Here is a 17,221-nt window from a genome sequence, read left to right on the forward strand (position 1 = left end):
AAGTCTGAGGAGGCAGAAATGAAGCTGTTTGACGGGGGAAGGGCGCCGAATCCGAGGCGCGTGCGCGTGTTCCTGGCCGAAAAAGGCATTGATGTGCCCAAGGTATCAGTCGACATGGGGGCGATGGAGCACAAGAGAGCTGATGTTTCCTCGCGTAATCCGCTGCAGCGACTGCCGGTACTCGAGCTCGACGACGGCACGATCCTCACCGAAACGGTCGCCATCTGCCGCTATTTCGAGGAGCTTCATCCCGAGCCCGCCTTGTTCGGCAACAGTGCGCTCGGCAAGGCCAGGGTCGAGATGTGGCAAAGGCGGATCGAGCAGAATCTGTTCCAGCCGGTGGCCTTCGCCTTCCGCCATACCCATCCGGCGATGAAGGAGTGGGAAATCCCCCAGGTGCCGGAATGGGGCGAGGTCAACCGGCCGAAGGCCATCGAGTTCCTGGCCTTTCTCGACAAGGAACTCGCCGCGCGCGAATTCGCCGCCGGGGACGACTATTCCATCGCCGACATCACCGGATTGTGCGCCATCGACTTCATGAAGCCGGCGAAGATCGTGATGCCGGAGGCGTTTACCAACGTGCAGCGCTGGTATCGCGCGCTGGCGGCACGCCCGAGCGCTGCCGCCTGATCATGTCGGCCGAACTCGACAGCCTCGTCGCCGAGATCAAGGCTTGCCGCATCTGCGTCGAGCAACCACTGGGCAAGTCCTTGCCGCATGAGCCGCGGCCGGTGGTGGTGCCGTCTTCCACTGCGCGCATCCTGATTGCCGGGCAGGCGCCGGGCACCAGGGTGCATCTGAGCGGAGCGCCTTTCACCGACGCATCAGGCGACCGGCTGCGCGATTGGCTGGGTGTGCCGTCGGAGACCTTTTATGACCCGGACGCCTTTGCCATCGTGCCGATGGGCTTTTGCTTCCCGGGCCAGGACGCCAAGGGCGGTGATCTGCCGCCGCGACGGGAATGCGCAATGGCCTGGCGTGCCCGGCTGATGAAGCTGATGCCGCAGATCGATCTCGTGCTGACGATCGGTCAGTACGCGCAGCGCTGGCACATGGGCGCGGCGCGCGCGGCGTCCTTGACCGACACCGTCGCCGACTGGCGGGCTGTCTGGGCGCGTTCGTCTTCGCCGCATGTGCTGCCTTTGCCGCATCCGTCCTGGCGCAACACCGGCTGGATCAAGCGGAATCCCTGGTTCGAAATGGAATTGCTGCCTTTTCTCAAGGCGGAAATCCAACGTCGCCTTTCCCAAGTGTAGTGGAATTCGATACCGAAGATACAGGGTGTGCGGAGAATTCCTTTCTTGTATGATGGCCTAAATGACAGGATTATGGCGAACCTTTTCTAACGGAGCCCAGATATGGACCGCCTTGACCGGAAAATCCTCCGCCTCCTCCAGGAGGACGCGACCTTGGCCGTGGCCGACGTCGCCAAGAAAGTCGGCTTGTCCACCACACCGTGCTGGCGCCGCATCCAGAAGCTCGAGGAAGAGGGCGTCATCAAGCGCCGCGTGGCGCTGCTCGATCCTGAAAAGATCAATGCGCGCGTGACCGTGTTCGTGGCGATCCGCACCAATTCGCACAGCCATGAATGGCTGCGCCGCTTCTCCGAGGTGATCCAGGAGTTTCCTGAAGTGATCGAGTTCTACCGCATGAGCGGCGACGTCGATTACCTCCTGCGTGTCGTGGTGCCCGATATCGGCGCCTATGACGCCTTCTACAAGCGGCTGATCGCCAAGATCGAGATCCGCGACGTGTCGTCGTCCTTCGCCATGGAGCAGATCAAGTACACGACCGAAATGCCGCTCGATTACATGATCCTCGACAAGGAGAGCGGCGCGTCGGCGGCTTGATCAAGCTTTCGCGCTCAGGCGTTCGACAATCTTGGGATCTGTGAGTTCGCGCACGGCGTCCTTGCCGATCCATTTCGCCGTCTTGTCAGTCGACGCCGCCAGCTTCTCCGCCAGTTGCAAGGCGGGTGCGTGGAGGGCAGGTGAGCGCTTGCCGGTCTGGCGCAGCGCCCAGTTTATGGCTTTCTTGACGAAGTTCCTGCTGTCACCCGCCTGCGCCTCGACAAGCCCGAGCCAGCCGAGGAAGGTCTCGTCCGGCTCCTTCTTGAGATGTACCGCGGCGGTCGCGATCGTCGAGAAGGCTGCACGGCGGACGAATTCGCGCTCATCGGCGGCATAGGCCGGGATGATCTCGTGAGCCAGATTTGCAGCGCAGATGAGATGAGCTGCGTGATCGACGATCTCCCAGCTGTCGAACTCGGCGGCCATCGCGTCGATTTGGGCGCGGGTCACCTTTGCCGGCTCGTCGGTCGCGGCCGCCAGGATGCGCGCTTCGCGAATGCCTGTCGCCCACAGGCCCAGAGCGCGGCTGTGATCGCGCTTGAGCAGGCGGGCTATGGGATTGGTCACGGCATTGGGGATGCCGAGTGCGCGGTCGGTGGCAATGCCGAAGCGGGCCATACCGGCGAGATTCGCTTGCGAGGCCAGCGTGCGCAGATGCGCGATGATATCATCGACGGTCGAAGCCGACGAAAGCGCCATGGTGCCGCTCTATTTCTCGAGGCGGGCGAGCAGGGACGAGGTATCCCAGCGCTTGCCGCCCATGCCCTGCACGTCCTTGTAGAACTGGTCGACAAGGGCGGTCACCGGCAGCTTGGCGCCATTGCGGTCGGCCTCTTCCAGGCAGATGCCGAGATCCTTGCGCATCCAGTCGACGGCGAAGCCGAAATCATACTTGCCGGCATTCATCGTCTTGTGGCGGTTTTCCATCTGCCAGGAGCCGGCGGCACCCTTGGAGATGACGTCAACGACCTTTTCGATGTCGAGGCCGGCCTTCTTGCCGAAATGGATGCCCTCGGCGAGGCCCTGGACGAGGCCGGCGATGCAGATCTGGTTGATCATCTTGGTCAACTGGCCAGCGCCTGCAGGCCCCATCAGCCCAACCATGCGGGCAAAGGAATCGATGACAGGGCGGGCGCGCTCGAAGGGTTCCTGCTCGCCGCCGACCATGACGGTCAGGACGCCGTTTTCGGCACCGGCCTGGCCGCCTGAAACCGGGGCGTCGAGGAAGTGGAAGCCGCCCGCCTTGGCGGCGGTGTCGAGTTCGCGCGCCACCTCGGCCGAGGCGGTTGTGTTGTCGATGAAGATGGCGCCCTTCTTCAACGAGCCGAATGCACCCCTGGCGCCGGTCGTGACCTCGCGCAGGTCGTCGTCATTGCCGACGCAGGCAAAGACGAAGTCCTTGCCTTGCGCGGCTTCGGCGGGCGTCGCGGCAAAGGCGCCGCCATGCTGGGCAGCCCATTTCTCGGCCTTGGCGGCAGTGCGGTTGTAGACGGTGACGTCGTGCCCGCCCTTGTTCTTGAGATGGCCGGCCATGGGGTACCCCATAACGCCGAGACCAAGGAACGCAACCGATGCCATGGCTCACCCTTTCGAAGTGCAAAATGCTCTGGTGTCCGTGGTCTATGCCATGGAACGGATTCGTCAAGGACGATGGTTGGACCAGCGTTTCGGTGACCTGATCAGCGATGCAGATGGCGAGTGATGCGCCTTTCGATCCAGTCCACCAGATGTCGCAGGGTTTCGACCAGCGACAGGTAGAGCAGGGCAGCCCAGAGATAGGTCTGGAAGTCGAAGGTGCGCGAGAAGGCGCGGCGCGTCTCGCCCATCAGGTCATAGACCGTGATGATGGCGACGATGGCCGAACCCTTGATCATCAGGATGATCTCGTTGCCATATGGCCTCAACGCGACGATCAAGGCCTGAGGCAGGATGATCTTGTAGAGCGTCTGCAGCTTGGACAGGCCAAGCGCGGACGCTGCCTCCCACTGGCCCTTGCCGACGCTCTCGATCGCCCCGCGCAGGATCTCGGCCTGATAGGCGGCGGTGTTGAGGGCAAAGGCGAATACCGCACAATACCAGGCTTCGCGGAAGAAGCCCCACACGCCGATGGCCTCGAGTTGGGGCCGGAACGAGCCGAAGCCGTAATAGATCAGGAAGGTCTGAGCGAGCAGCGGCGTGCCGCGGAAGAAATAGACATAGCCGTAGGAAATCGCGTTCAGAACGCGGTTCTTCGACATGCGGGCATAACAGATCGGAACCGACAGGATGGCACCGAGGACGATGGATATCGCCACCAGCACAAGGGTCACACGCAGGCCCGAGAGATAGGACGGCGCATATTTGGCGAAAAGTTCGGGATTCCAGGCGCTGAACAGATAGGTGGCCAGGCCGGCGCCGAGCGCGATCCAGAGACAGACCAGGACCCAGCCAACTATGCGTTCACGCGACCAACCGCGCGGCGGTGCTGCCGGGCGCTGCACTTTCACAGTGGTTCCGTCAGTCGCGCTCATCGCTGGGCCGCCCGCTTGCCGACCCAGCGCTCGATGGCGCCGATGCCGAATGAGGAGATGATGGCGAGCGCGAGATAGATGAGGCAGGCGACGCCGAAGAACATGAATGCCTGCTTGGTGACGCGGGCTGCGATGCTGCTCTGGCGCACGATGTCGGTCAGGCCGACGGCCGAGACCAGGGCCGTGTCCTTGAGCAGGATGAGCCAGAGATTGGACAGGCCGGGCAGTGCGATACGCACGAGCTGCGGCAGGATCACCAGCCGCATCGTCTGGCGCGGCGACAGGCCGACGGAATAACCGCCCTCATACTGGCCACGCGGGATGGCGCGGAAGGCCGAGAGGAAAACCTCGCTGGCGTAGGACGAGAAGACGACGCCGAGAGCGACCATGCCGGCGACGAAGCTGTTGATCTCGACAACCGCGTCGGGCCGCACCAGCCGCACGACCTGCTGGATGCCGATCTGGGCGCCGTAGAACACGAGGAACAGCGTCAGCAGTTCGGGCAAGCCGCGGAAGATGGTGGTGTAGATGTTACCGGCGAGCCGCATCGAAGGTTCGCCCGACTGCTTGGCAAGTGCAACCAGGAAGCCGATCAGCAGGCCCAGCGGCAATGTCACAAGGGCGAGCGAAACCGTGACGAGCACGCCATGAGCGAGATCGTCCCCCCATCCGTCAGGCCCGAAACTCAGAAGCGTCCACGCGCTTTGCATCGGTATGCTGCCCCCATCGGCCTCCCTTGGCGGGAGTGCCGCCGTCTTTGTAGACGGCTTGTCGTTGAGCTTATGTTAGCCAAACGGCGGGAACTTGTCCCGCCGCTTGTTCAGTTTTCACAGCATTGACGGCTCAGCTGCCGTAAGCGTCGAACTTGAAGTATTTGTCGTTGATTTCCTTGTATTTTCCGTTGGCGCGGATGGCGTCGATGGCTGCCGAGAACTGATCCGCGAGCGGGTCACCCTTGCGCACGCCGACGCCGGCGCCGTCGCCGTGGATCTCGGGCATGTTCGGGATGGTGCCGACGATCTTGCAGCAAGCGCCGTCTGCGGTTTCCAGCCAGGCACCCAAGGTCACGGCGTCGTCGCTGACCGCGTCGAGGCGGCCGTTGGCCATGTCGAGCTTGTATTCGTCAGCCGTCGGATAAGACTTGACGGTGCTGTCGGTGAAGACCTTCTCGGCGTAGTTATAGTGAATGGTCGAGCCCTGGACGCCGATGGTCTTGCCGGCGAGGTCTTCCTTGGTCACACCCTTGATGTCGGTGTCCTTGGCGGCGGCGATCACGGCTGGCGTGTTGATGTACTTCTTGGAAAAGTCGATCTTTTCCTTGCGCTCTGGTGTGATCGACATCTGGGCGATGATGGCGTCGAACTTGCTGGCCTGGAGCGCGGGAATCATGCCGTCCCATTCCTGGGCGACGATCTCACACTTGACCTTCATCTCCTCGCAGAGCGCGTTGGCGATGTCGACGTCGAAGCCAACGAGCTTACCGTCTGATGTCAGGTTGTTGTAGGGAGGGTATGCGCCTTCAGTGGCGATCTTGATCGTCTTTTCCTGCGCCTGCGCCATACCGATGGTGAGCGCCAGGGCCGCGGTCGCAGCCAGGGCAATACGCTTGGAAATACCCATGATGTTCCTCTCTGTTCGCTTCGGCCGGTTCCCGTCCATGGCGGCCGTTGAGCGGATGAACTCCGCCGCTGGCCGCGATACTCCCACTGTTTTCAGTTAAAAATCAATCGCGAAAAGGGGATTTGCGAGCGGGCGATCGGGCAAGCGCGGTGACGCAGCGTCACTGCGCGGCGAGGCCTGTCCGCGCTTCGACGAAGTCGGCGATCGCCGTGATGTCGTCGATGCCGAACACCGGAACCTGTTCGCCTTCGACCGGATGGTCGGCGGCGACGGCAACGATCGAAGGGTCGTTCGATGTCAATGGCGAGCGGTCCTTGGCCGCGAGCCGGCGTGCCTCGATCTTGAGATGGTGCTCGCGCTTGTAGCCTTCGACCAGCACCAGATCGCAAGGAGCGATTCTCTCGAGAACCTCGTCGAGCGTGGGCTCGGTTTCGTTGCGCAGCTCGTGCATCAACGCCCAGCGCCGCCCCGACACGATGGCGACTTCCGTGGCCCCAGCCTCGCGATGGCGAAAGCTGTCAGCGCCCGGCTTGTCTATGTCGAAATCGTGGTGGGCATGCTTGATGGTCGAGACCATCCAGCCGCGTCTGACCAGTTCCGTCACCAGGCGTTCGGTCAAAGTCGTCTTGCCGGAGTTCTTCCAGCCGGTGATGCCGAAAACGCGATGCGTCATCGGTCTGCCTCGTCGATGATACGCGCAGCCTGGGCAAGGTCGTCGGGCGTGTTGATGTTGAAGAACGGGTCGACTTCAACGGAACCACGTTGCGTCACCGGAAAATCCACCACTTCGAGGCCTGCCTGCTCAAGAAAAGTCATCACTCTGCGGGTATCGCCGCTTTCCAGAAACCCTGCAAGCGCCTCGCGCAGCGAAACCGGCCACAGCGCAAATGTCGGGTGCACGCGCCTGTTCGAGGCGGCTGCAACGACGCGTCCGGCGACCGCGTGCGCGGCCAGTCGCTTGCCGAGATCTTCGGGGAAGAAGGGCGTGTCGCCGGCAACGCTGAGGATGTGCGTGATATCAGGCTCGACTGCCGCCCACGCCATGCCGGCCAGGACTCCCGCCAGCGGTCCCTGATAACCTGCAATCGTGTCGCTGATGATGTCGACGCCGAAGCCAACGAAACCGGCTGGGTCGGCATTGGTGTTGATGGCGATCCGACCGACCTGCGGGCGCAGGCGATCGAGCACCAGGCCGGTCAGGGGACGGCCGGCAAGCGCCAGAAGCGTCTTGTCTGCGCCGCCCATCCGGCTGGAGCGGCCGCCGGCGAGGATCAACCCTGCAATCTGCTCTGCCATGCCTAGATCCCGTCGGGTGCCATCGAAGCACTGGTGCTTTCGGCTGCCGGCCGGCCCTTGCCGACAACGCGTTCGCGATAGAGCGAATAGAGGCCGGAAGCAACGATGACGGCAGCACCCGCGATCATGGCCAGGTCGGGGATATCGCCGAAGACGAAGACGCTGAGCGAGAGCGCCCAGATCAGGGCGGTGTAGCGGAACGGCGCGATGAAGGAAATTTCGCCTTCGCGCATCGCCATGATGACGAACTGGTAGCCGAAAAGCACCAGCACCGCGGCGCCGGCAAGGAATGCGACAAGATTGACCGACATGGTCACCCAGCCGCCGAACGGCACGATGGTCAGCGCCCCGGTGACGGTGATGATGACAGTGGTGGTGGTCGAGACGAAAAGCGACGGGATGTGCCCGGGGATTTTGCGCGTTGCCAGATCGCGCACGGCGCAGAAGGCGACCGAAAGCAGGGCCAGCAGCGAAAACGCGTTGAAGCCTTCGAACCCCGGCCGGACGATGATCAGGACGCCGCCGAAACCGGAGGCGATGGCCAGCCAGCGGCGCCAGCCGACGGCCTCGCCGAGGAAAAGGGCTGCCCCCATGGTTACCGCCAAGGGCAGCGCCTGCAGCACGGCCGAGATATTGCCCAACGGTAGATGGGGCAGGGCGGCGAGGAAGCAAACCGTGCCGCCAACCTCGCCGACAAGGCGCAGGAACACCATCGGATGCCAGTAGCTCCGGTAGCCCTTCAAGGCACCCTGCTGCCAGGCGAGAAGGCTGATCAGCGTGGTGGCGAACAGCCCGCGAACCAGCATCAGCTGGCCCGGATTGATCGTCTGGGCGGCGAGCTTGCTCAGCGTGTCGTTGAAGGTAAAGGCTGCCATCGCGACGACCATGAAGGTGGCGCCGCGAATATTCGAGGAAAGTGGCACGTCGGCTTTCCGTTGCTGCTGTTGCTTACGGCTTTAGCACCGGTGCGTGAAACAGCAATGCCAATCGGATGGACCAGACATGTCGATTGGCCTCACGGGCCGTTGAGGCTCTCGGCGATGGCGCTCACCAACGGGTCGTATTTGGCCTTGGACGACACTGGGTATTTGAGCAGGAAGGCATGAATGACGCCGCCCCTGCCAAATTCGAGCCGGTGGTAGAATATGTCGTTGCCGTCGTGGCCCGACAGTACGATCCAGTCCTTGCCCAGCTTGCGGTAGGTGACCTCCACGCCCTCGGAACTCATGTCGGCAAGCTGCCTGGGCGTCTGCTCGAGCGCGTTGTTGGAACCGTAGATCGCGAGGCTCGCCCCATCCGCCGCCAGGAATGTCATGCCGTCGCCGTTCTCGGGCGGTTCGGCCTTGCTGACGAAGATTTCATGCGGAAACGTCACCGACGTGCCGAAGCGGGCATTGGTGTAGATGAATGGCTTGGCAAGTGCAGGCGCGGCCAGCACCATCGCCAGCACCATTGCGGAGAACGTCCTGGCGAACCGGTAAGCCATGCCCATTACCTCACGAGGACGTTGTCGGGTGGCGACGATAGCTGCAACTTAGCCGCCTGTCACACTGATATGGCGCGAGACGGACGGGCGATTGGTGCGGCGTCGATGATGCGCCCGATCGCCTCGTCAATGGCGTTGGACAAAAGCCCGTTGCCTTCGGAGGCGCGCAGCGGCGCCCTGAGGTCAGCCGCGTCCCGACGCTACCACAACCGCTGCAGCGCGGTCTTCACCGCATCGCGATTGTCCCGCCTCATTCGCTCGACGACCGCCTCGAATCGCCCGTCGCCGAAGATCCGTTCGCGATAGGCCGCGTAGTCGGCGAGCACCGCGCGCACCGTGTCGGCGAGTTCGCCGTAGCGCGCCCACACCACGAACGGGTGATACGCGATCGACTCGCGTAGCGGCACATCTTCGCTGACGACGACCACACCGCACAGCAGCGCCGGCAATACGCGCAATTCCTCAAACGTGTGGTGCTGGCCGGTCTGATGCACGTTCACGAGCACGCGCGTGTCGCGGTAGAGCCTGCACAGCGCGGCGCCCGAGTAGACACCGCTGACATTGACCAGCGACAGGCGCGCCGTGTGGGCCGCTTCAAGAAACGCCGCGCGGCGCGGTTGCTCGATGTCGCCAAACAGCGTGATCGCGTCGCGCCGCCGCGTGCCTGGGGTGACGTCGGTGTCATACAGCAGCGGCGCGAGCACGATCGTCTTGGCCAGATACGCATCGAAGCCGCCGGCGCGACGCAGGTTTTCGACATTCGGCTGGCTGTAGTCGATGATCACGTCGGCCGATTCGACCACCGCGCGGTTCACCACGCGCGCGAGATAGTGCCCTTGGCCGTCCGGCAATGGCACGGCACCGGTCGGCGCGCCGTCGCTGTCGCGCCCGCCCGGCATGACCAGCGTGTGTTCCCACTGGACATCGATGCGCCGCGTGCGGTTCGCATTGCCGCAGTCGACCTCGGAGTCGCCGAACACGAGATTGACCGGCGCGTCGCGCACGGCCAGCGTTTCGCGGAACAATGCGACACAGTACAAATAGTATTCCCGCACGAACGCCGGATACTGCGGATCGTATGCAAGCCGCGCACGTCCGACGGTTTCGACGCAGAACGCCTGCGCGCGCGGAAACACATGGCGCCACAGCGCTTGCAGCTTGCAGGCGACACGCTTCGCCAGCGTCATAGCAGAGAAGGTCGGGGCGGAGAACGTCGCGGCGAGCCGGTAAGCATGCTCATGGCCTCACGAGGACGTTGTCGGGTGGCGAAGGTCGATATCGCTCAGCCGCCTGTCACGCTCATGTGGCGGGAGACGGACGGCCGATTGGTGCGGCGGTCGATGATGAAATCGTGGCCCTTCGGCTTGCGTCCGATCGCCTCGTCGATGGCATTGGACAAGAGTTCGTTGCCTTCGGAGGCGCGCAGCGGCGCCCTGAGGTCGGCCGCGTCCTCCTGGCCGAGGCACATATAGAGCGTGCCGGTGCAGGTCAGGCGCACGCGATTGCAGCTCTCGCAGAAATTATGCGTCATCGGCGTGATGAAGCCCAGCTTTCCGCCGGTTTCAGCGACATCGACGTAACGCGCCGGTCCGCCTGTCTTGAACGGGATGTCGGTCAACGTGAATTGCCGCTCGAGATTGGCCCTCAGCAGCGACAGCGGCAGATACTGGTCGGTGCGGTCGGCATCGATCTCGCCCATCGGCATCGTCTCTATGACCGTCAGGTCCATGCCACGGCCATTGGCCCAGCGCAGGATTTCAGGGATTTCGGTGTCGTTGAAACCCTTGAGGGCAACCGCGTTGATCTTGATGTGCAGGCCGGCCGCCTGGGCGGCATCAATGCCTTCCATCACCTTGGCGAGATGGCCCCAGCGCGTGATGGCGTGGAACTTGTCGGGATCGAGCGTGTCGAGCGAGACGTTGATGCGCTTGACGCCGCAATCGGCCAGTTCGGCAGCGAAGCGCGACAGCTGTGAGCCATTGGTGGTCAGCGTCAGCTCTTCCAGTGCGCCGCTATCGAGATGGCGCGAGAGCTGGCGAATGAGGTGCATGACGTTCTTGCGCACCAAAGGTTCGCCGCCGGTCAGGCGCAGCTTCTTGACGCCCTTTTCGACGAAGACGGTGCAAAGCCGGTCGAGCTCCTCGAGCGACAACAGGTCCTTCTTGGGCAGGAAGGCCATGTCTTCGGCCATGCAATAAGTGCAACGGAAGTCGCAGCGGTCGGTAACCGACACGCGCAGATAACTGATCGAGCGACCGAAAGGATCGATCATATCCATGGTCTGCGCTTCCGTTTCCCGTTTCGTGGTGCCTTGGCCAGCACTGTCATATTACGGCTATGTTGTACGCTTGTGCATGTCAATCAAGATGAAAGTTTGTTGCCCCGGAGTGACTCTCCTTGGTTTGCCGTCCCGGCGCTGTCTTAGCGCTTTCCGCGACGTCCGAAGCGCAGTAGTGAATTGCATCTCATAACGGCAGGACGGATCATGACGGCACCGAAGGAATTGAGGGTCTCCAAGGACCGCAAGCTGTTGACGGTGACGTTCCCGGACCATCGCCCGTTCGAGCTTTCGGCCGAACTGCTGCGCGTGCTTTCGCCCTCCGCCGAGGTGCAGGGCCATTCGCCTGAGCAGCGGGTGACGGTGCCTGGCAAGAAGGAGGTCGCCATCCTCAAGGTCGAGCCGGTCGGCAATTATGCCGTACGCATCACCTTCGACGATTTCCACGACACCGGCATCTTCACCTGGAACTATCTGCATACGCTCGGACACGACAAGGACAAGCGCTGGCAGGAATATCTCGACGAGCTGGCGCAAAAAGGATTGAGCCGCGACCGCTGATTGTCTTTGGCCGTTCACGTTGTCTTGGGCAGTTCACATTTGCCGGCTAAGCGCATCAGCATCCAAGCAGGAAGGGGACATGATGTCGGTCATATCAACGGTCGAACAGCTTGAGGCGCTCTACGGCGTTCCAGGCGAAACCTCGCTGGTCAAGGAACTCGACCATGTCATCCCTGAATACGCCGCGTTCATCGAGGCCTCGCCCTTCGTCTCGCTGGCGACCAGCGGGCCGGAAGGGCTCGACTGTTCGCCGCGCGGCGATCTCGCCGGCTTCGTCCGCATCCACGATCCACGCACTCTGATGATGCCGGACCGCCGCGGCAACAACCGCGCCGACTCGCTGAGGAACATCATCCGCGATCCACGCGTCGCGCTGCTGTTTCTGGTGCCGGGTTCCGGCACGACGCTGCGCGTCAATGGTCGTGCCCATATCAGCGTCGATGCGGAGCTGTGTGCGTCCTTCGCAGTCGAAGGCAAGCCGGCGCGTTCGGTGACGGTGGTCGACGTCGATGCCGTCTATTTCCAGTGTGCGCGCGCGATCGTGCGGTCGGAACTGTGGAACCCCGAGCGTCATGTCGATCCGAAGACGCTGCCAACGCCGGGACAGATCCTTGCGATCACCAGTCGCGCCGGCATCGATGGCGAAACCTATGATCGTGAATGGCCGGAGCGCGCCAGGAAGTCGATGTGGTAGGCCGAGGCCGCGTTTTGGGCCGTCAGCGCGGCAACCGGGCTCAAAACAAAGTGATTGCGTTGGTGTAACTCAGCGGGCGTTATCGACGTATACCAGCAAAACTGCTGGAGCTGGATGGAATGACGCCCTGGACTGACCGCGCCGGAAAACTCTCGCCGCTCAAGGCTTTGGCCTTTGCCGGAACGTTGGTGCCGGCATTGCTGCTTGGCTACTACGCGGTGAAAGGCTTTCCGCAAGGCGCCGGCGCCGGCACGCTGCTCGGGCCACGGCCCTTCACCGCCGCCATCCATGAAACCGGCGATTGGGCGATCCGCTTCCTGTTGATGTCGCTGGCAGTGACGCCGCTGCGCCGCATCGGCCAATGGCCGAAGCTGATCCTCATCCGTCGCATGCTCGGCATTGCCGCGCTTGCCTACGCCATCGGTCATCTCGTGCTCTATTTCTTCGACCAGAATTGGGATGTTTTCCGTGTCGTCAGCGAGATCGCGCTTCGAATCTATCTCACCATCGGCTTCGTTGCACTGCTGGGACTTGTTGCCCTCGGGCTGACGTCGACGGACGGGGCTATCAGGAAGCTCGGGCGCAACTGGAACCGATTGCACAAGATTGTCTACGCTATCGGCATACTTGCGGCATTGCATTTTTTCATGCAGTCCAAGGCCGACGTGTACGAGCCGACGCTGTTGGCCGGCTTGTTCCTGCTTCTGATGTTCTACCGCCTGGCGCATTGGCGTGGGCTCAACCTGACATCGCCGCTGGTGCTTGTCGCGATTGCGGTCGTCGCTGCGATGTCGACGGTGATTGTCGAAGCGGCCTGGTACGGGCTGGCGACCGGCGTGCCGCCCGCCCGCGTGCTGTGGGCCAACCTGCAGTTTTCCTACACGATCCGGCCGGGCTGGTGGGTGCTGGCGACGGGCCTTGCCGCAGCGGTGCTCGGTTTCGTCAGATCGATGGGAAGGGCGGAGGCGCCGCGGGGCAGGCGGGCTGCAAGGGCTGCCGCCTGAGCGGCTATTCCTTCAGTGCGTCTGCAACGCGCAGCATGTGCGCGCCGATCAGGTCGCATTGTTCGGGCGTCGATGCGCTCATCGCCTTTTCGATCAAGGCGCCATAGGCTTTCAGCGCCCGCATCAGCAGTGCGGCGCCGTCTTCGGTCAGCGTTAGTCGCATCACCCGGCGGTCCTTGGCATCGCCCTCTCGCTTGACCAGCGCGCGCTTTTCCAGCTGCGGCAGCAGCATGGTGATGTTCGAGCGACCGACAAGCAGCTTGCGGGCCAGATCGTGCTGCGAAATGCCGGGATGGCGATAGAGATTCATCAGGACATCGAGCTGCGCCGGCTTCAGATCGTGCGGCTGCAGCGCGCTCGCCAGGGCACGCTCCATCGAGTGGCACGCCTTGGCCACGGCGACCCAGTTGCGGAACCGCGGGTTGTCCCACGGCAAATCTTGTCTATTGTTCATGATTGAACTATTATTGTTCATGATTGAACTTATGGATGGACGATCACTATGGCATCAATCGGGCTCAAGGTCATCCGGCGGCTGTTCGGTGCGGCCGAACTGGTTTCGCCACGTCTCGCCGGTCGCGCCGCATTCGAGCTTTTTCGACGAACGCCGAGCCAGCGCTCGCTGACATCGGGCGAAAGGCGCGCCATCGGCAATGCTTCGGGCTTCATGGCGGAGGCGCGCCATCATCGAATCAAGACGCAGAAAAGCTGTGTGGCGATGCACGAGTTTCGCCCTGAGGGAGCAAGCAGGGGAACAGTGCTCGTCATCCATGGCTGGCGCTCGCGCACCGAATACATGCAAGCGCTGATCGAAGGCTACAGGGATGCCGGCATGCGCGTGATCTCGCTCGACCTGCCGGGGCATGGTGGCTCGCTTGGACGCGCGCTCGACATGGCCAAGGCCGTCGAAGCGGCAACCCTTGCCGGCCAATGGTTCGGGCCGTTCGAGGCGATCGTCGGCCATTCCTTCGGCGGCGCGGTTGCCGTCAACGCTGCTGCCGGAACCGTCAAGGGGTTCGAGCCGCTTGGAGCCAAGCGGCTGGTGCTGGTGGCCGCGCCCGATTCGATGCCCAGGCTGTTCGACGATTTCGGCCGCTATCTGAACCTCGGTCCCAGGACGCAGCGCGCGATCTCGGGGCAGGTGCAGCGTGTGACCGGCACCCCAATCGGCCAGTTCGTCGGTTCCAGGCTGCTGATGCGCCTGGCCACCCCGACGCTTGTGATCCACGCCCCTGACGACAGGGAAGTGTCGGCCAACGAAGCGCGCGCCATGGCCGGCGCCGGCGGCCATGTCAGGCTGTTCTGGGCCGACGGTCTCGGTCACCGCCGCATCCTGTCGAGCGCCAAGGTCGTGGCCGAGGCGGTTGGTTTTCTCCAGGCAGCGCGCGAACTCGACACGGTCCACTAGGCAGTCGTTGGCGCCATGCGGATTGCCAGGGCTCAGCCCTGGCCCTTCAGCGCGGCCCTCAGCATGTCGTAGGTCGGCGCCAGTTCGCGAAGCGATGCCGCCGCTTCGCCATCCTTGCCGGCGACAAGGGGGTATTGCAGCGCGCCGATGAGCCGGGCCTGTCGTCCCGCAATCCGAGCCGCCTCGACATATCCCGCGCGTTCCAGGCAGGTCGCGGCGTCTGTCGCGCGGCGAGCGCCTGCCTGGACGGCGAAATGGATCATGTGGCTACGAAGGTCGTCGCCGCAACCACGCTCTATCAGCCGCGCCAGCGCTTCGGCGGCGGCGGCGTTGCCCGAGCTCCCCGTCGGCATGTCGTGCTCACCCGCCATCGACAGCCAGCGGATCGCCGAAGGGATCGACGCCCTGATCATGTCCACTTCGGCGACGTCGGCGGTCCGCCTGAAGGCGGTGCGCATCGTATAGGGCGTGCCGTAGATCAGCGTTTTTGCGCTCCAGGCGGCCATGAAGTCGGCGAGGGGCAGGCGGGCATAGGGATAGCCCTGCGGATCGTGCATCAGAATGCTCTCGTCGTCGACTTCGAGCGCCACGACGTAATGATCGGCCTCAATCGGGCCGCGCATGCGTGGCTGATGCCTGAGATGCCCCATCTCGACGGGACCGATCCAGACCGGGCCGGCGGCCAATGCCGCCTTGAGGCGCGCCAGGGCCTCTTCGGCTTCGCCCCCTTGCGTGACATCAGATGTCCAGCCGAGCGCTGAAAGCGCGACTTCGAAACCTTTCTCCGGGTCCCAGCCATAGGGGTCGAAGAAGGGCAACGTGCCGCCGATCAACTGCATGCCGAACGGGCCGCCAATGGCCACCTCGATGACGGCGGTCGACGGTCCATCGGCGCCGAACATCATGGCGAAGGAATTGGCATAGCAATACGGGCCCGAGCCCGTGTAGGCAAAGTGCGTCATGTCTGGACCTCTTGTCAGATAAGGGGATAGGCGACGTCGAAACGGGCGCCTTGGGTTCCGGGATAGGTTTCGCAAGGGCTGCCGGCGCAACTCAGCTCGCTCCGCGCGTCGAGCCACGCTTCAAGGGCGTCGTACACGTGCATGACGCGGGGAAAATTCTCATAGGCCTTGGGAACCGGCAGATAGATCTCGCGCCGCGCTGGCTGCAGCCTGATGAGCAGGTCGCCTGCCGGCTCGAGCTTTCCCGCGCAGGCGATGGCGACCTCGACGAGACCTTCACTGTCGCGGCTGACAAGGTCGTGAAAATGCACGCTCATCAATCCGTCGCAAGCCGATCCCGAGGCGCGCAAATGCGTCCGGATGTCGGCTTCGGCTGCGGCGATGAAATCGTCCAGCCCTTCGACGCCGATCTGGCGCTGTCGCGACACGACCTTTGCGGCCGGTACCTCACGCAGGCCGATCGTCGCCATCAATGCCGGTTCGCCGCCTTCGGCTTGCCGGGAAAGCGCGCGCACGAGTTCGGCCTGGTCGGCAAGCCTGTCGTTCTGCGCGCTTAGCCAGCTTTGCAGTTCTACGACGCGTGCTTCCGGTGTGAGCTCCAGCAGCTGCGTGACGCGGGCGATCGGCAGCCCCAGCTGGCGCAGCCGCGAGATCAGGCGCGCCCGTGGCGCCTGCGCGGAGGCATAATAGCGATAGCCGGTCTGCGGATCGACGTGGACCGGCACCAGCAGGCCTTGCTCGGCATAGAGCCGCAATGCCTTTGGAGACAGCCGCGTGGCGGCCCCGAAACGGCCGGCGAGGAGATAGGAATCGGTCATAACGCCGTGTCTAGGGCTGGCCCCAGGGGCGAGGTCAAGCGCGCGATTTGCTGTCGTCGCCGCCCGCCGATCAGCCCTTCTTGTTGCCTGGCTCTACAGGCAGGCCCGCCGCGCGCCACGCAGTGAACCCGCCAAGGATGTGCCGGACCGGCTCCAGCCCCATCTCCTGCGCGGTCTTGGCGGCGAGCGCCGAGCGCCAGCCGCCGGCGCAGAAGAAGACGAAGTTCTTGCCGCTGGAAAAGAACGGCTTGTGATAGGGGCTGTCGGGGTCAATCCAGAATTCGAGCATGCCGCGCGGGCAATGCTGGGCGCCCGAAATCCTGCCTTCGCGCTCGACCTCACGCGGATCGCGCAGGTCGACGAAGATGGTCTCGGTGTCGTCGAGCAGGGTTGCCGCTTCCTCGGGCGACACCACCTCGACCACTGCATTGGCCTCGTCGAGCAGTTCCGTGTAGCCCTTCTTCATCTTGCCCTCGCGTCAATTCGGCCCAAATGCAGCTTGCAAGGCCAAGTGATCGCATGAAGCGGCGAGGCTGTCATCGCCGATGAATTGTGCCACCTGCCGGCTTGTCTCACGATGATGTGAAACTGTTCGGCAACAGCTGCCGGGAAATTTATGAAAGCTTAACGTTATCGGTATGAATCGAGAGAGCAGCGCCTTACATCAGCCATTTGTGGACAGGAATTCTTCCACCGGCGCATGGCGATTCCAGAGCAGTTTCCGGGCAGGGATG

General features: G+C 63.2%; 22 protein-coding genes and 1 pseudogene. 7 read left to right on the top strand and 16 right to left on the bottom strand.

Annotation, left to right across the window (positions count from 1 at the left end):
* The first annotated feature begins 18 nt into the window (after positions 1 to 18).
* The 3 genes from HNQ95_RS09275 to HNQ95_RS09285 all read left to right on the top strand — a co-directional run bounded on the left by HNQ95_RS09275 (position 19) and on the right by HNQ95_RS09285 (position 1,850).
* On the top strand, positions 19 to 630 hold the full coding sequence (locus tag HNQ95_RS09275) for a glutathione S-transferase family protein (protein ID WP_067961206.1): 612 nt from the start codon (positions 19 to 21) through the stop codon (positions 628 to 630).
* Between the two features lie 2 nt (positions 631 to 632).
* Complete coding sequence (locus HNQ95_RS09280) at positions 633 to 1,256, top strand: uracil-DNA glycosylase family protein (protein ID WP_154383958.1); 624 nt, start codon at positions 633 to 635, stop codon at positions 1,254 to 1,256.
* A 102-nt stretch (positions 1,257 to 1,358) separates the two neighbouring features.
* Positions 1,359 to 1,850, top strand: a complete 492-nt coding sequence (locus tag HNQ95_RS09285) for an Lrp/AsnC family transcriptional regulator (RefSeq protein WP_067961212.1) — start codon at positions 1,359 to 1,361, stop codon at positions 1,848 to 1,850.
* Here the strand turns inward: HNQ95_RS09285 and HNQ95_RS09290 are convergent, their stop codons facing one another.
* The 12 genes and pseudogenes from HNQ95_RS09290 to moaA form a co-directional block, all read right to left on the bottom strand.
* Positions 1,851 to 2,549 (bottom strand): DNA alkylation repair protein, encoded by a 699-nt coding sequence (locus HNQ95_RS09290; protein WP_182573936.1) that lies wholly within the window; start codon positions 2,547 to 2,549, stop codon positions 1,851 to 1,853.
* 9 nt (positions 2,550 to 2,558) lie between these two features.
* Entirely contained in the window at positions 2,559 to 3,428 is an 870-nt protein-coding gene (locus tag HNQ95_RS09295) for an NAD(P)-dependent oxidoreductase (protein WP_182573937.1), read from the bottom strand.
* Positions 3,429 to 3,529: 101 nt separating this feature from the next.
* The gene (locus tag HNQ95_RS09300; RefSeq protein WP_067961223.1) at positions 3,530 to 4,360 is read right to left on the bottom strand and encodes an ABC transporter permease; all 831 of its coding nucleotides are present in this window, start codon (positions 4,358 to 4,360) and stop codon (positions 3,530 to 3,532) included.
* The gene (locus HNQ95_RS09305) at positions 4,357 to 5,070 is read right to left on the bottom strand and encodes an ABC transporter permease (RefSeq protein ID WP_182573938.1); all 714 of its coding nucleotides are present in this window, start codon (positions 5,068 to 5,070) and stop codon (positions 4,357 to 4,359) included. The genes HNQ95_RS09300 and HNQ95_RS09305 overlap by 4 nt, the downstream gene beginning before the upstream one ends.
* Positions 5,071 to 5,203: 133 nt before the next feature.
* Positions 5,204 to 5,980, bottom strand: a complete 777-nt coding sequence (locus tag HNQ95_RS09310; protein ID WP_182573939.1) for an ABC transporter substrate-binding protein — start codon at positions 5,978 to 5,980, stop codon at positions 5,204 to 5,206.
* A 160-nt stretch (positions 5,981 to 6,140) separates the two neighbouring features.
* Complete coding sequence (mobB, locus tag HNQ95_RS09315; protein WP_182573940.1) at positions 6,141 to 6,653, bottom strand: molybdopterin-guanine dinucleotide biosynthesis protein B; 513 nt, start codon at positions 6,651 to 6,653, stop codon at positions 6,141 to 6,143.
* Entirely contained in the window at positions 6,650 to 7,276 is a 627-nt protein-coding gene (gene mobA / locus HNQ95_RS09320) for a molybdenum cofactor guanylyltransferase MobA (RefSeq protein WP_067961244.1), read from the bottom strand. The genes mobB and mobA overlap by 4 nt, the downstream gene beginning before the upstream one ends.
* A gap of 2 nt (positions 7,277 to 7,278) precedes the next feature.
* Complete coding sequence (locus HNQ95_RS09325; protein ID WP_067961247.1) at positions 7,279 to 8,199, bottom strand: DMT family transporter; 921 nt, start codon at positions 8,197 to 8,199, stop codon at positions 7,279 to 7,281.
* Between the two features lie 92 nt (positions 8,200 to 8,291).
* Positions 8,292 to 8,762, bottom strand: a complete 471-nt coding sequence (locus HNQ95_RS09330; protein ID WP_246340640.1) for a hypothetical protein — start codon at positions 8,760 to 8,762, stop codon at positions 8,292 to 8,294.
* Between the two features lie 48 nt (positions 8,763 to 8,810).
* A pseudogene (locus HNQ95_RS33600) lies at positions 8,811 to 8,962 on the bottom strand (GTP 3',8-cyclase MoaA); the annotation flags it as partial.
* The gene (locus HNQ95_RS09335; protein WP_182573941.1) at positions 8,963 to 9,949 is read right to left on the bottom strand and encodes a hypothetical protein; all 987 of its coding nucleotides are present in this window, start codon (positions 9,947 to 9,949) and stop codon (positions 8,963 to 8,965) included.
* A 95-nt stretch (positions 9,950 to 10,044) separates the two neighbouring features.
* Positions 10,045 to 11,040, bottom strand: coding sequence for a GTP 3',8-cyclase MoaA (moaA, locus tag HNQ95_RS09340; RefSeq protein WP_067961254.1), 996 nt, complete (start codon positions 11,038 to 11,040; stop codon positions 10,045 to 10,047).
* Positions 11,041 to 11,247: 207 nt separating this feature from the next.
* On the opposite strand from moaA, the gene HNQ95_RS09345 reads away from it, so the two are divergent.
* From HNQ95_RS09345 to msrQ, 3 genes are all read left to right on the top strand, one after another.
* On the top strand, positions 11,248 to 11,601 hold the full coding sequence (locus HNQ95_RS09345; protein WP_067961257.1) for a gamma-butyrobetaine hydroxylase family protein: 354 nt from the start codon (positions 11,248 to 11,250) through the stop codon (positions 11,599 to 11,601).
* Between the two features lie 82 nt (positions 11,602 to 11,683).
* On the top strand, positions 11,684 to 12,295 hold the full coding sequence (locus HNQ95_RS09350; RefSeq protein ID WP_067966405.1) for a pyridoxamine 5'-phosphate oxidase family protein: 612 nt from the start codon (positions 11,684 to 11,686) through the stop codon (positions 12,293 to 12,295).
* A gap of 119 nt (positions 12,296 to 12,414) precedes the next feature.
* Positions 12,415 to 13,299 carry a protein-methionine-sulfoxide reductase heme-binding subunit MsrQ gene (gene msrQ, locus HNQ95_RS09355; RefSeq protein ID WP_067961261.1) on the top strand — a complete coding sequence of 295 codons (885 nt, stop codon included), beginning with the start codon at positions 12,415 to 12,417 and terminating at the stop codon, positions 13,297 to 13,299.
* A gap of 4 nt (positions 13,300 to 13,303) precedes the next feature.
* On the opposite strand, the gene HNQ95_RS09360 is transcribed toward msrQ, so the two are convergent.
* Complete coding sequence (locus HNQ95_RS09360; RefSeq protein WP_067961264.1) at positions 13,304 to 13,753, bottom strand: MarR family winged helix-turn-helix transcriptional regulator; 450 nt, start codon at positions 13,751 to 13,753, stop codon at positions 13,304 to 13,306.
* 48 nt (positions 13,754 to 13,801) lie between these two features.
* Here HNQ95_RS09360 and HNQ95_RS09365 point away from each other — a divergent pair, with 48 nt between their 5' ends.
* Entirely contained in the window at positions 13,802 to 14,707 is a 906-nt protein-coding gene (locus HNQ95_RS09365; protein WP_067961269.1) for an alpha/beta hydrolase, read from the top strand.
* Between the two features lie 32 nt (positions 14,708 to 14,739).
* Here HNQ95_RS09365 and HNQ95_RS09370 read toward each other — a convergent pair whose 3' ends face one another.
* The 3 genes from HNQ95_RS09370 to HNQ95_RS09380 form a co-directional block, all read right to left on the bottom strand.
* Positions 14,740 to 15,669 carry a YobF C-terminal domain-containing protein gene (locus HNQ95_RS09370; protein ID WP_182573942.1) on the bottom strand — a complete coding sequence of 310 codons (930 nt, stop codon included), beginning with the start codon at positions 15,667 to 15,669 and terminating at the stop codon, positions 14,740 to 14,742.
* A gap of 14 nt (positions 15,670 to 15,683) precedes the next feature.
* Complete coding sequence (locus HNQ95_RS09375; protein ID WP_182573943.1) at positions 15,684 to 16,487, bottom strand: MerR family transcriptional regulator; 804 nt, start codon at positions 16,485 to 16,487, stop codon at positions 15,684 to 15,686.
* Between the two features lie 70 nt (positions 16,488 to 16,557).
* Complete coding sequence (locus HNQ95_RS09380) at positions 16,558 to 16,953, bottom strand: rhodanese-like domain-containing protein (protein WP_182573944.1); 396 nt, start codon at positions 16,951 to 16,953, stop codon at positions 16,558 to 16,560.
* Between the last annotated feature and the right edge of the window lie 268 nt (positions 16,954 to 17,221).

This window comes from Aminobacter ciceronei (genome assembly GCF_014138625.1).
Taxonomy (GTDB): domain Bacteria; phylum Pseudomonadota; class Alphaproteobacteria; order Rhizobiales; family Rhizobiaceae; genus Aminobacter; species Aminobacter ciceronei.

Excerpts from the sequence above, each read along its gene's own strand:
- HNQ95_RS09275 (WP_067961206.1), top strand. The coding sequence starts at position 19 with ATGAAGCTGTTTGACGGGGGAAGGGCGCCGAATCCGAGGCGCGTGCGC.
- HNQ95_RS09280 (WP_154383958.1), top strand. The coding sequence starts at position 633 with ATGTCGGCCGAACTCGACAGCCTCGTCGCCGAGATCAAGGCTTGCCGC.
- HNQ95_RS09285 (WP_067961212.1), top strand. The coding sequence starts at position 1,359 with ATGGACCGCCTTGACCGGAAAATCCTCCGCCTCCTCCAGGAGGACGCG.
- HNQ95_RS09290 (WP_182573936.1), bottom strand. The coding sequence starts at position 2,549 with ATGGCGCTTTCGTCGGCTTCGACCGTCGATGATATCATCGCGCATCTG.
- HNQ95_RS09295 (WP_182573937.1), bottom strand. The coding sequence starts at position 3,428 with ATGGCATCGGTTGCGTTCCTTGGTCTCGGCGTTATGGGGTACCCCATG.
- HNQ95_RS09300 (WP_067961223.1), bottom strand. The coding sequence starts at position 4,360 with ATGAGCGCGACTGACGGAACCACTGTGAAAGTGCAGCGCCCGGCAGCA.
- HNQ95_RS09305 (WP_182573938.1), bottom strand. The coding sequence starts at position 5,070 with ATGCAAAGCGCGTGGACGCTTCTGAGTTTCGGGCCTGACGGATGGGGG.
- HNQ95_RS09310 (WP_182573939.1), bottom strand. The coding sequence starts at position 5,980 with ATGGGTATTTCCAAGCGTATTGCCCTGGCTGCGACCGCGGCCCTGGCG.
- mobB (WP_182573940.1), bottom strand. The coding sequence starts at position 6,653 with ATGACGCATCGCGTTTTCGGCATCACCGGCTGGAAGAACTCCGGCAAG.
- mobA (WP_067961244.1), bottom strand. The coding sequence starts at position 7,276 with ATGGCAGAGCAGATTGCAGGGTTGATCCTCGCCGGCGGCCGCTCCAGC.
- HNQ95_RS09330 (WP_246340640.1), bottom strand. The coding sequence starts at position 8,762 with ATGGCTTACCGGTTCGCCAGGACGTTCTCCGCAATGGTGCTGGCGATG.
- HNQ95_RS09335 (WP_182573941.1), bottom strand. The coding sequence starts at position 9,949 with ATGACGCTGGCGAAGCGTGTCGCCTGCAAGCTGCAAGCGCTGTGGCGC.
- moaA (WP_067961254.1), bottom strand. The coding sequence starts at position 11,040 with ATGGATATGATCGATCCTTTCGGTCGCTCGATCAGTTATCTGCGCGTG.
- HNQ95_RS09345 (WP_067961257.1), top strand. The coding sequence starts at position 11,248 with ATGACGGCACCGAAGGAATTGAGGGTCTCCAAGGACCGCAAGCTGTTG.
- HNQ95_RS09350 (WP_067966405.1), top strand. The coding sequence starts at position 11,684 with ATGTCGGTCATATCAACGGTCGAACAGCTTGAGGCGCTCTACGGCGTT.
- msrQ (WP_067961261.1), top strand. The coding sequence starts at position 12,415 with ATGACGCCCTGGACTGACCGCGCCGGAAAACTCTCGCCGCTCAAGGCT.
- HNQ95_RS09360 (WP_067961264.1), bottom strand. The coding sequence starts at position 13,753 with ATGAACAATAGACAAGATTTGCCGTGGGACAACCCGCGGTTCCGCAAC.
- HNQ95_RS09365 (WP_067961269.1), top strand. The coding sequence starts at position 13,802 with ATGGCATCAATCGGGCTCAAGGTCATCCGGCGGCTGTTCGGTGCGGCC.
- HNQ95_RS09370 (WP_182573942.1), bottom strand. The coding sequence starts at position 15,669 with ATGACGCACTTTGCCTACACGGGCTCGGGCCCGTATTGCTATGCCAAT.
- HNQ95_RS09375 (WP_182573943.1), bottom strand. The coding sequence starts at position 16,487 with ATGACCGATTCCTATCTCCTCGCCGGCCGTTTCGGGGCCGCCACGCGG.
- HNQ95_RS09380 (WP_182573944.1), bottom strand. The coding sequence starts at position 16,953 with ATGAAGAAGGGCTACACGGAACTGCTCGACGAGGCCAATGCAGTGGTC.